Here is a 15778-nt window from a genome sequence, read left to right as displayed (position 1 = left end):
CATTTGTATTTTAACGCGAGTGCTAGCTTTCTTTGTCTTATCTATATAATGAAGTCATAAGGCTTAGCTGCTAACTTTAACCATGGCAGGACGCAGAACCTTATCTTTCAAAATATATCCCTTCTGCACTTCCTCCACGATAATGCCTTCCTCATGCTCGTCAGATTCAACCTGCATAATGGCTTGGTGGAAATCAGGGTTAAACGGTTCGCCAACAACGTTCATTGCTTTAAGGCCTTCCTGCTCGAGCGTTTGTTCCAGCTGGCGGAAGATCATGTCCACGCCTTTAGCCAGCGATTCAAAATCGCCATTTACCGACGCCGCAGCAACTGCGCGTTCAAAATTATCTACAACCGGCAGAAGCTGACCGATCAGCTTCATCGATGCGTATTGTCCAAGTTCCTCTTTTTCCTTCAAGGTACGGCGACGGAAATTATCGAAATCCGCTTGCGCGCGCAGGAAGCGCTGCTGGTTCTCGTCAGCTAGCTTCACAAGCTCCGCATAACGAGCATCTTCCTCTACAGACTCGCTTACCGATTCCTCGTGAGCCTGCTCTGATTGCTCAGCAGATACTACCTCTTCTACAGCCTCAGCCGCTTCATTTTGTTGCTCCTTCGTACTCATGCAATCACCTCCTTAAAAAGTTTACGAAGTAAACTTGGCATCGTAAGCTTCGGTATAAAACTATTTATACCAGCGGCTTAGAAGAACCGCCATATCCTTGGATATAATATCCAACAGGCTAATGACTTTGCCGTATTCCATTCGTGTTGGTCCTAGAATGCCGATCGTTCCCAGCGATTGGCCATCAATGGCATAGGTTGCTGTTATGAGACTGCAATCGCTAATTGCCTTATGGTCATTTTCTGTCCCGATACGCACTTGTATACCTGACGGAAGGCCGGTAAACATTTTCATAATGGCTGGTGTCTCGTCAAGCAAATCCAAAATCGTCTTCACTTTATCAACATCTTTAAATTCAGGCTGCGTCAGCATATTTGTTGTACCGCCGAGGAATATCCGATGTTCATCCTCATTCTGCAGCGCATGATCCAGCACCTGAAGCAGCTGTTCATAATGATCAACATGCCGCTCAAGCTCTTGCCCAACTTCAGTGTAAAGCTTCGACCTTAGACGAATTAGCGGAACGCCAACGAGTCTCGTGTTCAAAATGTTAACGACCTTTTCCATATCCGCCATTTTGAGGCCTTCCGGAATCGAAATCGTCCGATTCTCAACATGTCCGGTGTTCGTCACGATAATGGCGACTGCCGATGTTTGATCCAGCGGCACTAGTCCAAAATGCTTAAGTGACGTGCTGAACATTTCCGGTCCAAGCAAAATGGATGTATAATTGGTCAAATTAGACAGGATCATCGCGGTTTGCTGAATAACCTGCTCCATTTGATTCATTTTGTCCGTAACGAAAGAGCGGACCATGCCAATGTCGTTCTCATCCACTTCATTAAGCTTTACTAAATGGTCGACATAATAACGGTAGCCTTTCGTGGATGGGACACGCCCTGCTGACGTATGCGGCTGCTCTAAGAAGCCAAGCTCCTCAAGATCCGCCATTTCATTCCGGATAGTCGCCGGACTGAAGCCAACGTCGCCGCGCTTCGAAATACTGCGTGAGCCGACCGGTTCAGCCGAGCGAATATAATCATCCACTATTGCATGCAAAATCATCCGTTGTCGTTCCGTCAGCATTCGAATTCCCCCTACGTAATTGTTAAATCCGTTATTTCGGTTTACCATCGTTAGCACTCAATACAATCGAGTGCTAATCATTACTACAAAAATACCAAACCAGCTTGTCGATTGTCAAGTCGGTTCGGCATTTTTGTGCCCTATTTTCTAATCACCGCATTATACTTTATGCACTCTGCCTGCTTCATCGACTGCAAACTTCTCTCTTCTGACTCGGTTGTCGCCTTGATATAATTCGACAATTCGATTCGGAGAAACGGAGTCATCTATCGTTACTTTCCAGCCATTCGTATTTAGCAAAGCAAACACTTCGTCGAACTCCATCGCTTTAAAACCATAAAAACCGCTTAATCCTGCCCATTTTTTAAGCAGCACCGTCGTGACATGCTTGAGCTTATCTTCTACTGCTACGATTTGATCTTTTCTTTGGCTCATTTTTATTTCTCCTCTATATAACAATAAACATCTACCTTGACTATATACCAAAACGCACGGCATTACTATCAACGAGTTCGGACAAAGTGCCTAAATGCCCTATATGCCGCATAAAACCACTACCCCTTAGCCATAAGCAATCGCTAAAGGAGAGTGGTTTTATTTTTCAGCCGAATGAAGCTTCTTATACCCGATCTAGATTTAGAACAGCATCTTTAATACAGCGATTTCGTCGCAAGCGAGCTGTTTTGGACAGTTGACGCAATCCTTCCAAACCTTTTCAGGGAATATTTCCTTGTCTACAACCTTGAATCCATTTTTCTCAAAAAAGGATACGGCATAAGTTAAAGCCATAATCTTCGGAATTTGCTGCTCTCTAGCCTGTTCGATCAAAGCCTCAACCAGCTTGCTCCCGATTCCGACGCCTTTGTATCCCTCAGACATGCCTAGCGACCGGATCTCTACTAGATCCTGGCCTAGTCTGGTAAGGGAACCGCAGCCTACAACCTCGTCCCCAATCTCCGCTACGACGAATGTATCTATCATATATTCGAGCGCTTCCCGAGTGCGAGGCAGCATAATGCCTTTCTCGGCATAACCTTTAATTAACTGAAATAATGTCTCGATATCGCTTGATGTCGCTTTTCTACATACGACCTGCAATGCCTGCATTTGTGCCTTCGCCTCCACCCGGTGCAAGTTCAAAATCAATATGAATAAATATACACTAGATTGAATATTTTCTCAAGAGTATTTTAGCTGTTATATCCGATAAAAGCACCAAACACTTCATTCCCGAGAAGCACGCCTTTATCCGTCAGACGGTAAATCGTATCACCCTCGGTTTGCTCCGACTCTAGCAGGCCGTCATTGGTTAACTTATCAATAATCTCGCCAAACTTGCCTTCGAGCGTTTGTCCTGGGAATTGCTTAGAAAAACGGGATGCAGGCACCCCTTCCAGCAGCCGAAGCCCCACCATCATCAAATCCTCCATCGCCTCCGCCTCAGGCACCTCAAACGTTTCTAGGCGCGGAAGCTTCTCCGCTGCAGCATCAATGTATGGTGTAATCCCCTTCAAGTTGACATGGCGCATACGGTCCGTGTAGCCATGAGCACCTGCTCCCAAGCCATAATAAGGCTCGTTGCGCCAATAGGTGGAATTATGGCGGCTTTCATAGCCCGGCTTAGCGAAATTGCTAATTTCATAGTGCGCATAGCCGTTTTCCTTCAGCATGTCCATCAGTAATATAAACATATTAAACTCCTCTTCTTCCGGAGGCAAAGGCAGCTCATTGCGTTCATACAGCTTATGGAACAGCGTATTTTCTTCAACCTTTAGGCTATAGATCGAGTAGTGTGGCAGTCCTAGCTCCATTGCACGGCTAACGCTGTCACGCAAGAGCTCAACCGTCTGACCGGGCAAGCCAAACATTAAATCGATTGACAAATTGGTGAAGCCTACTGTACGAGCGTTTTCGATGCTGCGATAAACATCGTCAACGTTGTGTATACGGCCGATCCGCTCAAGCAATCCGTTATCAAAGGACTGAACCCCGAAGCTGATCCGATTTACGCCGCCTGCCTTCATCGCTGTCAGCTTATCAATATCCGTCGTTCCCGGATTCGCTTCCATCGTAAATTCCACATTCGGCGCCAGCGGAAAATAGGTCTGAACAGCCTTCAGAAATCTTTCCATCTGCGGCGGAGTCAATACGGTTGGCGTGCCGCCTCCGACAAAAACAGTGTCGATTTCTACTGGCGGCCATTGCGCAACCGTACGCTGCATTTCCAGCTCCAGCGCATCCAGGTACTGGTCGACCGGCTGCCCTTTCAATACATATGAAGTAAAATCGCAATAGTGACATTTGTTTGTACAAAAAGGGATGTGTATATATAAAGCGCGCGGTGATTGCGTTATAGTCATCGTTAGCATTCTCCTTCAAGCGCAAACGGCTAATACCGATCTTGCGCGGCTTTGCGTTTCGCATTGAAAATATAATTCGTAATTTCTTCCCCTTGCAATAGAAAAGAGGGAGAGCAGCGCCCTCCCTCATCCTCGTACGTCTTAATCCTCGCCGATTTTGAGCACCGCCATGAACGCTTCCTGCGGCACCTCTACACTGCCTACCTGCTTCATCCGCTTCTTGCCTTCCTTCTGCTTCTCAAGCAGCTTACGCTTCCGGCTGATGTCACCGCCGTAGCATTTGGCAAGAACGTTTTTGCGCATCGCTTTAACCGTCTCACGAGAAATAACCTTGTTGCCGATGGATGCCTGAATCGGAACCTCGAACATTTGACGCGGTATCAGCTCTTTCAGCTTCTCGCAAATCACTTTGCCGCGCTGGTATGCACGGTCGCGGTGAACGATAACTGACAAGGCATCAACCTGCTCGTTGTTAAGCATAATGTCCATTTTGACCAAATTGGATCTACGGTAGCCGGTTACCTCGTAATCGAACGAAGCATAACCCTTCGTGCTCGATTTGAGCTGATCGAAGAAATCGTATACGATCTCCGACAGCGGCACTTGGTACGTAATCGTAACGCGATTCGTGTCCAAATATTCCATATTAACGAATTCGCCGCGTTTGTTCTGGCAAAGCTCCATAATCGCACCGACATAATCATTCGGTACAATAATTGCCGCCTTCACAAAAGGCTCTTCGACAAAGTCAAGCTTGCCGGCTTCCGGGTAGTTCGATGGATTATCGATCTCCATGGTTTCGCCATTCGTCAGCGTTATTTTGTAGATAACGCTTGGTGCTGTTGTAATGAGCGGAATGTTGAATTCCCGTTCAATTCGCTCTTGAATGATTTCCATATGCAGCAAGCCAAGGAATCCGCAGCGGAAACCAAAACCTAGGGCAGTAGACGACTCCGGCTCATATCGAAGTGATGCATCGTTAAGCTCAAGCTTCTCAAGCGCCTCGCGCAAATCGTTATAATCCTGTGTTTCGATCGGATACAATCCGCAGAATACCATCGGATTGATTTGGCGGTAGCCTGGCAGACGCTCCGGCGCAGGCCGCTTCGCTTCCGTAACGGTGTCACCGACGCGCGTATCCTTCACGTTCTTGATACCGGCTACAACAAAACCAACGTCGCCTACCGCAAGCTCCTTCACAATCGACATGCGCGGCATGAAGGCTCCAACCTCGATAACCTCAAATTCTGCTCCCGTTGCCATGAAGCGAATTTTTTTGCCCGCTTTAATGCTTCCGTCCATTACCCGCACATAGACGATAACGCCTTTGTATGGATCGTAATGGGAGTCGAAAATAAGCGCTTTAAGCGGCTCGTCCGGATCGCCAGTCGGCGATGGCATCTTGGCCACTACTTGTTCCAATATTTCTTTGATGCCGATGCCGGCTTTAGCCGAAGCAAGAACCGCGTCGCTTGCATCAAGTCCTATGACATCTTCGATCTCCTGCTTCACCCGTTCAGGCTCTGCGCTGGGCAAATCGATTTTGTTGATGACGGGAACGATCTCCAAATTGTTGTCCAGTGCCAAGTATACGTTGGCAAGCGTCTGCGCTTCGATACCTTGCGCAGCATCAACTACGAGCAAAGCGCCTTCGCAAGCTGCCAGCGAGCGAGAGACCTCGTATGTAAAGTCGACGTGTCCTGGCGTATCGATCAAGTTCAGTATATACTCCACGCCATCATCTGCCGTATAAGCCAATCGAACCGCTTGCAGCTTAATGGTTATTCCGCGTTCCCGCTCCAAATCCATTTGGTCAAGAACCTGCTCCTGCATCTCGCGGGATGTCAAAGCGCCGGTAAATTCTAATATCCGGTCAGCAAGCGTTGATTTTCCGTGGTCTATATGCGCGATAATGGAAAAATTCCTAATTCTCTTTTGCCGGTCACGTACGTCAGTCATGCCTAACCCCCACAATTTCCAATAATGCTAATCATTCCTCCTATTATATCAGTTAAGGAGAAGACCAGCAATGTTCATTATCACTTGGTTAAGCCGTCAAATATCGATACGACCATTCGAATGCCTTCGCTTGACATATTTTGGAGCAAACCGGACGTCGAATCAGCGATCCGGTTAACGGCCGGCTGTTCGTTTTCAAGCGGTACACCCGGCAACCGTTCGTTTTCAACCGGCAAGCCTTCATCATGCTCAGAAGCATTTTCAGCTCCCTTAGCTGCAAGCCGCTTCAGCTCCTCAAGCTCCTTCTCGAGCTGGGCAATTTTTTGCTGCTGTACAGTCGCGAGCTCTTTAACCGGGTCAGCCTTCTCCTCCGGCTGAACATTCTCGGTATATTCGTTTCCGCCTTCCATTGGGCCGTAAATACGCTCAATGCCCGCGGAAGACATATCGATGCCGTACATGACGATAATCGCGATGACACCGCCGAGCAATACCCATTTCAGCGTATTTCGTTTCATATGTACATCGTTCCTCTCTTTGGCAAAATGTTAATCGCTAGCTCGCATCGCCCTTGCTTGTTGAAGCTTTCTCCTCAGCCCAATACAAATCCGAAATGACTTCCGCAAGCGCATCCGCTGTGCGGTAACATTCCTCCAGCGTATTGTCTACGCCCCCAACCTCGATCAATACGCTGTCTGCTGCAAGCGACTGATTATATTCCGCATTTCCCGAAGCGGCCGTCTTGCCCCAAATGCCGCGCGAAATGCCTGGATATTGCTTATCAAGCGCCTCATGAATTTTAGTTGCGAACGCTTCGTTTTTCTCCCAATTCGGGTTTTTATGACCAATGATGAAATAAACCTGCGCGTAGCTTTTTCCATTAATATCGACCGTCGTAAATTTACGTTTCTGGGAATCGCGGTGGAGATCGAAGAAAAACTTCAATTCCTTGCTGCTCGCAATCGCTTCCTTCACCGTTTTCATCGAATATTTATAGGATAATTCCCATCTGTAATCTTTTATAGCGGTCGGATAGTCTGTATTGGAATGCTGCGCTCCGACACCGTTCTCCTCCAGCTTTTGCGCAAGCCGCTTGCCAACTAGCGTTATATTTTTTGTGCTTGAGTTCGGGTCCTTTGATTTATCCGTCAGCACGGGATACCAAGATTCCCGATTATGGGAGTGATAAATAAAGGCTACCTTCGATCCGCCTGTTGTCGGTTTCACCGGCTCGCCGTTATCGACTGTTCCATCTGGCTCGTTTGCCTCGGTAGGCTGCGGTTCCGGGTCATTCACAGTCTCGTCCGTTACATCGGTCCCGTCTCCCTCGTGAAGACCGCCTATCGGATCATATGTAATTGGCGCATTGTCCTCCGGCCCCACATCCGTATCTGTGCCAATGCCTTTGCGTATGAGAAAAGCGTCGTTCGCGCTCATGCCCGGCAGCTCGCCTGCAAGCAGGCTTTTCGGATCATTCGGATTGATATCCGTTAATGCTCGCATCAAAAGCGCGCTTATTTGCTTTGAAGTAAACGATTCGGTTTCTTTGCTGCTTTGAAACGCAGGCATCTCCATCTCTAGCATATCCCCAAAAAATCCGCTGGATACAGCAGCAGCGAATCCTTTCATCGAATTAACCGGCGATGCAGTCGTTTGCTTATGCGCCATTCCCGCAACGCCCAGCACGACAAAAAACAGCATGGAGCAAAAAGAGAGCAACGCGAACGTACGTCCCGTTACTAGCAATTGTCTCATCCGTTTACTTTCTCTTCCGATATCCAGCAGCATAATTCTTCGTTTCATTGGCTTTGATACCTCCCGCTTCTTTGCACCAGTGGCTTTTGTTACTACTAAACTATGAGAGTGATAGAGTTCATAGAACCTTATGAATGTGAAAGATTCGTTTATAATAGAGTTTGCTCGTTGAAAAATAGAGTGCCGAGCGGAGGGCGTTCTGAAGGGCGCGCTCAACCATAAGTCTGTTTTCTAGACCTAATCTACTAAACAGGAACCATTCCGCGGTGCAAAAAAAGGAGCTGATCTTCGAGGTCGATAACCTCGAGAGACAGCTCCTCGGTGGAGATATGAATGGCTTGCGCTTAATGGGTGTAGGCTGCTACATTGCTTGTATCAACGGCTTCGTGCAGCGAAGCGTTAAGTCCGCTAGCAATAATGTTGGCAATATCCTCAATAAATTCGTCAATTTCTTTCGGCGTAACAAGTAGATCATGACCGAGCGGGCTCAGCACCTCTCTAACAAGCTGCAAGCGCTCGTTCTCCTCCATCTGATTCACAAGGCCCATAATTTGATCGGAATTGGCGCTTTGCTGCTTGAAGTGGCTGCTCATCATTTCCAGCGTGTTATTGACAATCGTCGAGGCGTACACAACAGTTGGAACGCCGATCGCAATGACGGGCACGCCTAAAATCTCCCGTGTCAGCCCTTTGCGTTTATTGCCGATGCCAGAGCCAGGATGAATGCCCGTATCCGCGATTTGGATCGTCGTATTGACGCGCTCTACCGCTTTGGAGGCAAGCGCATCTATCGCAATGACAAGATCCGGCTTCGTTTTTTCTACGATGCCGTGTACAATTTCACTGGACTCTATTCCCGTTATGCCAAGCACCCCTGGCGCAACTGCGCTTACTGGCCGGTAGCCGGGTGCGACTTGATCAGGCATAAGCTCAAAATAATGGCGCGTTACCATTACGTTTTCTACGACGATGGGCCCGAGCGCGTCCGGCGTAACATTCCAGTTGCCCAAGCCGACAATGAGAACGCGAGCCGTCTTGCTGATTGACAAACGTTCAAGAAAGGCTTCAAAATGCTTGGCAAATTGCGTCGCCACACGGTCCTGAAGGCCTGTATCGCCATTTCGCAGACCCGGCACCTCGATGGTCACATAATTCCCCTGCATTTTGCCGATTGCCTGCGAGCCCTGCTCATTTTGCACTTGGAGCTGTGTAATGGTAATGCCGTTATCCTCTGTTGTTTCCGATTGAATGCCTGGTATTGGCCCGCCGTTTGGCGCTTCTGCCATCTCCTTGGCCTCAAGCGCCAAATCGGTTCTAACATTGTATTTCTGCAAATCAAGCTCGTTTTCCACTGCTCATTCTCCCTTCATACGGATGTTCTAACGTTATTGTTCGCAGATGGTCTTTTTTCATACTCTCCGGCGCTTCTTCCCTTGTAAGGAGGACAGTTGCAACATGACTCTTCCTGCTATTGCTTTTTGGGCATCGGCATGATAATATATTTTAAGTTGTGTTGTCTAGGTTTATTATGTATATGAACCGTTGTAAACAGTTTAGGAGGTGAATTCCATGCCAAACATTAAATCCGCGATTAAACGCGTTAAAACAAGTGAAAAGCGTCGTGCTTTGAATGCATCCCAAAAATCCGCACTTCGTTCGGCCGTTAAATCTGCTGACCAAGCTATCGCTGGCACTGATGTAGATGCTGCTAAAGCAGCTCTTATCGCTGCAACGAAAAAGTTGGACAAAGCAGCAACTAAAGGCCTGATTCATAAAAATGCGGCTTCCCGCAAAAAATCACGTCTTGCTAAAAGACTTAATGCCCTTTCGGCTCAAGCCTAAGCATGATACCGCATAAACGGCTTCTTTCGTCCTTCGACGAAAGAAGCACGTTTTGCACTGAAAAAAAGCTTCACGCTCTCTGAGCAGTGAAGCTTTTTTTTGTATCTATAAACAAAAAAACGGCTCTGGAGATAGCGCTATGCGCCCTTCTCCATGCCGAGTGAAAGTAAATATAGCTCTAAGCCTAATGTTTTGTCGATAGCGCCTGTTTTCATTTGGTAATCGAGATCTGCGAGCGAAGCAAGCAGCCTGCCGAGCCTTGCTGCTTGAAACTTCCTGCTCTTCTCCGCAGCAAGCTTAACAGCATAAGGGTGCAAGCCTAACTGACCGGCCATTTGCTGCGGTGAATAGTGATGCTGCTCCAGCTCTTTGATTTGCAGCATGATTCTTAATTGCCTTGCGATAAGCGCTGCGATCTTAATTGGCTCTTCCCGGCGCACAAGAAGCTCTCTGTACAGTCGAATCGCACGATCAATACGCAGCTCAGCAATCGCATCTACAAGAGCAAATACGTCCTCCTCGACGGTAGCAGCTGTAAGAAGCGAAGCCGTTTCCACATCAATAGTGCCGCCTGCGCCCGCATGCAAACAAAGCTTGTCCACCTCTTGCGATAGCTGCTGCATATTCGCTCCTGCACGAGAGAGCAGCAGATCCGCGGCATCTGCGGTCATCGAGCGATTTTGCTCCGTTGCACGCTTGATCATCCATTGCTTGAGCTGTGCGGCATCCAGCTCTGGAAAAGGCACCAACGAATTACGTTCCTTTAATGTCTTAACGAGCTTTCGTCTCTCATCCAGCTTTTCCGCATTTACGGAAATGACGATGATCGACGATTCGGATGGATACTCCATGTACTGGATAAGCTTCTCAGGGCGATGCTCAAGCTTTCCCCCTTCTTTCCCTCCTGCACAAAGCACGGTTGCATCCCTTATTAGAATAAGCTTGCGCTGCACGAAAAAAGGCGATGTCTCCGCTTCAAGAACAGCTTCATCAATTGAAGTTTCTGCCGTATCAAATTTAACGATGCCGAGCTCGCGTTCTTCTGAAGTAAACATCGCTTCTGTCAGGACGTTAATAAACTGCTGCAGCCGGTAACGGTCCTTGCCGTACAGCACATAGATTGGTCGAAAGCGGCCGCCCTTTATTTCCTTTAATGCTTCTTTCGCATCCATACCTTCACCTCGTTACCAGTAAATTCATTTAAACGGCAACAAAGGGATGAGCCGTTTCTAGGCTTCATCCCTTTGCCGAACATCTATATAAACATTCGCAGGCAGGCCCATGGTGCCGCCCTGCGGATGGTCATACGACGCTATGGCTTCGTCGCAGACACTCTCGTTGCTTATAAGATACGCAATAGCGGAAGAATGTGTGCGAATTATTCTTGTAAAAAACGGCTGGTGTACGTTTTTATTTATCGTCTAAATCAATGAGCTGCCTTCTGCTCCGTAAGGGAAGCCACGTCAATGACATACTTCTCAATTGCACCGTTCTCCACTTGAACCTCATAGGTCAGCTTCAAGCTGTCCTCTGACCAGCTCAAATTCGCCAGCTTGCCGTTTTTGCGCGGCGTTTCATACAAAAGAGACTGATCTGACTTGTCGAACAATTTGATGCTAAAGCCAACTGCTTCCCCGCTATATTTGCCATCGGGAGAATCTACTGCAGAATCCGTGGCTGCGATGCCGAAGCTAGGTTTTTCGTGTTCGCCGACGGAGCCCTCTGACGAATTCGATTCGCCGCCTCCAACGCCGCCGTTCGTATTGTCTTCCGGTTTATCAGCGATAGAAGGAGAACTTCCAGTATTAGAACTTCCAGCATCCGAACTGCCGCCATCAGAACTGCCAGCATCGGAATCCGAATCTTCAGCGGGAGTTGAACGGTTCCCTGTCGATTCATTTTGATACTGATTGATCGAATTCTCCTCCAAAATATCCTGCTTCTTTATGGCTTCCGTACTTACATCCGGTGCGGCTGCCTTGTCGGGTGTAATTGCTTTTAACGAACGCTCTTGAGTCGCTTCGCCCGCCATATCGGCCGCAGCGTTGCTCGATTCATTAGCAGCAAACTTAGAAGTAAGGCTTAAGTCTGGCGCTGAGCCAGGCTTATACGTAACAAGAAACAGTCCTGCAACGATTCCCGCTGCGATTACTCCGCTCATGATGCGCATGGACGGCCAACGTCGATCACGCTTGGCACGGCGAGGCATGGATTCTGTTGATTGTGCGGCAGAATTCGGTTCAATATTAGCCTCAGCTTGACCAAAGAGCTCGATACGTTCCAATTGCGGCATAATCGCATCAACCAAGCTGTAGCTTGGTATTACTTTGGGTAAACTGGTAAGCTCGGCGGATAACAGCTGTAACCGCTCGAACATAGCTGCACAGTCCGGACACTGTCTAGTATGGCTCATCAAGACTTCTTTCTCGTTTTCATCGAGATCGTCGTCTAGCTGTCTTTGCATTAATTCCATCACCTCTTGACAATTCATCCCCGGACACCACCTTTCTGATAATCATGGAGTAACGACTGCAGCTGTTGCCTAGCTCTGAACAAATAAGATTTCACCGTGTTGAGCGGCAGATCAAGCGAATCTGCAATTTCATTGTAAGAGAAATCCTGTAAATACCGAAGGACGACAACCGCACGATGATGCTCAGGAAGCTTGTCGATAGCGGCTTGAATGTCTTTAACAGCATAAGCTGACATTACCTCGTCCTCCACATTCTGTTTCTCGTGGAATACCATGTCATGCTCATCTATTGAGACGGTCGGTTTATTTCTCCGAAACTTGTCAATGCAAATGTTTGTTACAATACGCTGAATCCATGTTTTAAACTGTGCTTTTTCCTCGTACGAGCCTATTTTCGTATAGATGCGAATGAGCGCTTCCTGCGCTGCATCGAGGGCATCCTGTTCGTTATTTAATATATAATAGGCTGTCCGATAAACATGCGTTTCAATCTCTCGCAATAGAGTAATTAAAGCGTCGCGATCTCCCGACTGAGCGGCTCTTATAAGCTCCGGCTCCACCACGAAGGATCCCCCTCTCTTGCAACCATTCTGACGAACTGGTTGCGGTAAAAGTTGCAGATTAGTTAGAAAAATGACTATATTTTTTTTAGTAACAATTGTAAGTGGAAACCATTGTCCCCTTGTGGGACCGAATACGATTCGTTTTGCAAGTAAACAAATATAAAATAATAAGCATGTTCTTAAATAAAGAAGACGTAAAAGCGAAATAAACTCCACATCAAAGGATACCAAATTTCTAGTACCTCGTATATAGAAACTGATCGAATACTGCACGAAGAAGGCAGACCATTGATCTATTTCTCCTGAATCTATACCAAGAGTACCTAAACAGATGAATTAATATCTATTATAGCAGCACGATTGTACCCGTTGAATTAGTGTTTATTGTAAGCATATAGTCCTTTGTCCGTTATGGTAAAACGAACCTCGCCATCTATATCCGTCCGCCAAATGGCCGTGCCTGCATACGCAAGTCTGGATAGAACATCCGGATGCGGATGCCCATAGCTATTTGTTCCACCTACTGAGACCACCGAACCGATCGGCTTCCAATAGTTCAACCACTCCTCGCTCGTCGAAAACCGGCTGCCATGATGCGCAGCTTTCATGACCGATATCGCATTTTGCTCTGCGGCTCGATTAGATCGCTTCTGATCATTACGAATAATGGTGCGTTCCGTTACGGAATTAATATCGCCGGAGAACAGGAAGGTCGAATGGTATAACCTTACGGTCATCACGAGGCTGCTCTCATTCTGTTCCTCGAGCTTTTGAACTTCAGAATCTGTACTAGCGGGCGGCCACAAAACGTTGATCGCAGTTTCATGATCGATCTGATGTTCCAAGCCTGCCTTCACGCCATACATCGGTATTTGCAGCGCCAGCGCCTTGCTAAGCAGCTTCTGCGCATCTTCCGCTTCCTTAACGGTACCATTCCACCATATGCTGCGAACCGGTATGGTGTCCAAAACCGCCAGCAAACCGCGGATATGATCGCTGTCCAAATGCGAGATTACGAGAATATCGATCTCCCTTACGCCTCTTTTCATTAATAAAGGAACAAGCAGCTTTTGGCCAACTTCAAAAGGGTCGCTTCGTTCCCTCCATTCCTCGCCCTTCTTGCGAAAGGATAGCGTCCCCCCGCCATCGATCAATATTTGTTTCCCGCTAGCCGTTCGGATATGTATGGCATCGCCTTGACCGACATCGATAAAGCTAACGGCAGCATGATTGTTGAATGCATCAGGCTTATACGCATAGAGGAGCAGAATAAAAGCAAGGAACAGCAGAGAATAAAGGGCTGCCTTCACCCCTCTATTATTAGGCGGAGGCGTTATCGTTGCAGAAACAGCACCTATCGGGGCTGTTTCTTCCAATACAGCTGCTGCAGCGGCACGAGAATCAGCCAATCGCCCTGTCCAAACGCTGACGACATGAAATAGAGTGCCAAGCAGCAGCAGCCAAGCCGCTACCCACCAGAGCGGCGGGGTAGCCCAAATCGTTCGAAGCGAATCGACCCCGGATAACCGCTCGACAAGCGCAAACGTCCAATCATTCGCATATTGCGAGCCATAGGCGAGCAGCTTGCCTCCTGCCTCCCATGGCACCCCAAGCAAGAGCGCGGCAGCTCCAAGCGGCATGACAATAAAACTTATGAACGGAACGAGCACAAAATTAGCTATCATCGATAAAGCATGAAATTGATTAAAATAATAGATCGTGAGCGGAAAGGATACGAGCTGGGCAACAAGCGTAACAGCAGCCAAATCCAGCAGGTATTTGCCTCTTCGCCATTGCGGCATCGCATGTCTTACGGGCTTTACGCCAACGATTAGACCGATCGTTACAATAAACGATAGCTGAAAGCTTACATTTTCGAGTAAAAAAGGGTCGAATATAAGCATAAGCACTGCGGCGGCGGCTAGCAGATGCAGGCCGTCCTTCAGCTTTCCGATGCGCGCAGCAAGCAATGCCAAAACCGCCATTAGCCCGGCTCGTATGACAGATGGGGAAGCGCCGGCAAGCAGCACATAAAGGGGTACGGAAACGGTGAGAATGAGCAGTATTCTCTCACGGCTTATCCGTGCCGCCCGAAGCAAGCCGCCGAGCGCGTAAATAAAAACGGCGACGTGAAGGCCTGAAATAGCAAGTATATGCGTAAGGCCAAGCCGCGAAAACTGCTGGAATTGCTCGGGGTCGAGGTCCTCGCGGATTCCGAGGACGAGACCTTTCATGTACCCGGACTGCGTGGACGGGTACAGTTCGTCCATTCGCGCGCCAAGCCATGCGCGCGCGGTGTCGACGCGGCCGAGCAAAGCGGCCGCGGTCCACCGGGGGCCAGGCGCTGCCAAGGCGGCGCCTGTGCCCTGCACCTTCAGCAGCCAGTGGATTCTCTGGCTGCTGAGGTAGCGGCGGTAATCGAATCCGCCGCTATTGGATGCGCCAGCCGGCCGCGTCAGCTCGCCGGCGAGGCGCACTTTGTCGCCGCGCTGCCACGCCGCGGCGATCAATTGCTGCGGCTGCGCATCCAGCCGCACATGCACAAGCAGCCGCTCGCGCACGACCCGCGCGGCTGCTTCCCCCTGCACGTGGACGCTATGCGCCTCCACGCGAAAAATCGCCCGGTCGCCGTCAACCTCGACCGGCGACACAATCGTGCCGACCGCTTCCGCCGCATACGCAGCTCGCGGTCCATCCGCCCATGCTGCGGCGAGCAGGGCCGGCAGCTCGGTCACGTTGCGGGCATCCGCCCATATCCGCTCCCCGGCGGCAAGGCCCACTGCTGCCATGCAGGCTGCCGCGAGCTGCCACGACGCCTGCCTGCACAGCACAGCAGCCAGCGCAAGCAGCGCAGCAGAGCCAGCCGCAAGCAAAGCGCCGCGGCTGCTCAGACCCGCAGCCGCAGCGCTCCCAAAAACCCAGCAAATCGCAAACCAAATCAAAGGCCGCCGATTCATCCTTCTCTCTCCACTCCTCGCAATTGCACTCCAAACCATCTAAAGCCGCCGATTCATCCTTTTCTCTCCATTCATCACAATTGCACGCCAAACCCAAAAAAAAGAAACCTCTGACGCATCCTTAGATGCAATCAGAGGTTCCTCCCCCAACTTACTATT

At 48.9% G+C, this 15778-nt stretch carries 14 protein-coding genes; 1 reads left to right on the top strand and 13 read right to left on the bottom strand.

Annotation, left to right across the window (positions count from 1 at the left end):
• Window positions 1–63: 63 nt before the first annotated feature.
• From grpE to gpr, 9 genes are all read right to left on the bottom strand, one after another.
• Window positions 64–624: a nucleotide exchange factor GrpE gene (grpE, locus tag HI950_RS01025; protein WP_169081987.1), complete on the bottom strand. Its 561-nt coding sequence runs from the start codon at window positions 622–624 to the stop codon at window positions 64–66.
• A gap of 60 nt (window positions 625–684) precedes the next feature.
• The gene (gene hrcA / locus HI950_RS01020) at window positions 685–1710 is read right to left on the bottom strand and encodes a heat-inducible transcriptional repressor HrcA (protein WP_169081988.1); all 1026 of its coding nucleotides are present in this window, start codon (window positions 1708–1710) and stop codon (window positions 685–687) included.
• 159 nt (window positions 1711–1869) lie between these two features.
• Window positions 1870–2145 (bottom strand): hypothetical protein, encoded by a 276-nt coding sequence (locus tag HI950_RS01015; RefSeq protein ID WP_169081989.1) that lies wholly within the window; start codon window positions 2143–2145, stop codon window positions 1870–1872.
• A 201-nt stretch (window positions 2146–2346) separates the two neighbouring features.
• Window positions 2347–2817 (bottom strand): N-acetyltransferase, encoded by a 471-nt coding sequence (locus HI950_RS01010; RefSeq protein WP_169081990.1) that lies wholly within the window; start codon window positions 2815–2817, stop codon window positions 2347–2349.
• 83 nt (window positions 2818–2900) lie between these two features.
• Window positions 2901–4070, bottom strand: coding sequence for a radical SAM family heme chaperone HemW (hemW, locus tag HI950_RS01005; protein ID WP_486187800.1), 1170 nt, complete (start codon window positions 4068–4070; stop codon window positions 2901–2903).
• Window positions 4071–4211: 141 nt separating this feature from the next.
• Window positions 4212–6029, bottom strand: a complete 1818-nt coding sequence (lepA, locus tag HI950_RS01000) for a translation elongation factor 4 (protein ID WP_169081992.1) — start codon at window positions 6027–6029, stop codon at window positions 4212–4214.
• Window positions 6030–6109: 80 nt separating this feature from the next.
• The gene (locus HI950_RS00995) at window positions 6110–6547 is read right to left on the bottom strand and encodes a DUF3679 domain-containing protein (protein ID WP_169081993.1); all 438 of its coding nucleotides are present in this window, start codon (window positions 6545–6547) and stop codon (window positions 6110–6112) included.
• 37 nt (window positions 6548–6584) lie between these two features.
• The gene (spoIIP, locus tag HI950_RS00990; protein WP_169081994.1) at window positions 6585–7832 is read right to left on the bottom strand and encodes a stage II sporulation protein P; all 1248 of its coding nucleotides are present in this window, start codon (window positions 7830–7832) and stop codon (window positions 6585–6587) included.
• 296 nt (window positions 7833–8128) lie between these two features.
• The gene (gene gpr, locus HI950_RS00985; protein WP_411268061.1) at window positions 8129–9070 is read right to left on the bottom strand and encodes a GPR endopeptidase; all 942 of its coding nucleotides are present in this window, start codon (window positions 9068–9070) and stop codon (window positions 8129–8131) included.
• A 283-nt stretch (window positions 9071–9353) separates the two neighbouring features.
• On the opposite strand from gpr, the gene rpsT reads away from it, so the two are divergent.
• The gene (gene rpsT, locus HI950_RS00980; RefSeq protein ID WP_053376847.1) at window positions 9354–9626 is read left to right on the top strand and encodes a 30S ribosomal protein S20; all 273 of its coding nucleotides are present in this window, start codon (window positions 9354–9356) and stop codon (window positions 9624–9626) included.
• A gap of 137 nt (window positions 9627–9763) precedes the next feature.
• Here the strand turns inward: rpsT and holA are convergent, their stop codons facing one another.
• The 4 genes from holA to HI950_RS00960 form a co-directional block, all read right to left on the bottom strand.
• Complete coding sequence (holA, locus tag HI950_RS00975; protein WP_169081996.1) at window positions 9764–10798, bottom strand: DNA polymerase III subunit delta; 1035 nt, start codon at window positions 10796–10798, stop codon at window positions 9764–9766.
• A 254-nt stretch (window positions 10799–11052) separates the two neighbouring features.
• On the bottom strand, window positions 11053–12099 hold the full coding sequence (locus HI950_RS00970; protein WP_223285104.1) for an anti-sigma factor family protein: 1047 nt from the start codon (window positions 12097–12099) through the stop codon (window positions 11053–11055).
• Between the two features lie 14 nt (window positions 12100–12113).
• Window positions 12114–12662, bottom strand: a complete 549-nt coding sequence (locus HI950_RS00965; protein WP_169081998.1) for an RNA polymerase sigma factor — start codon at window positions 12660–12662, stop codon at window positions 12114–12116.
• Window positions 12663–13036: 374 nt separating this feature from the next.
• Entirely contained in the window at window positions 13037–15619 is a 2583-nt protein-coding gene (locus tag HI950_RS00960) for a DNA internalization-related competence protein ComEC/Rec2 (RefSeq protein WP_169081999.1), read from the bottom strand.
• Between the last annotated feature and the right edge of the window lie 159 nt (window positions 15620–15778).

The sequence above is a fragment of the Paenibacillus sp. PL91 genome (assembly GCF_012935325.2).
Taxonomy (GTDB): Bacteria; Bacillota; Bacilli; order Paenibacillales; family Paenibacillaceae; genus Pristimantibacillus.
Note: the sequence above shows the minus strand (reverse complement) of the source record. Positions and strands in the feature narration are given on the sequence as shown.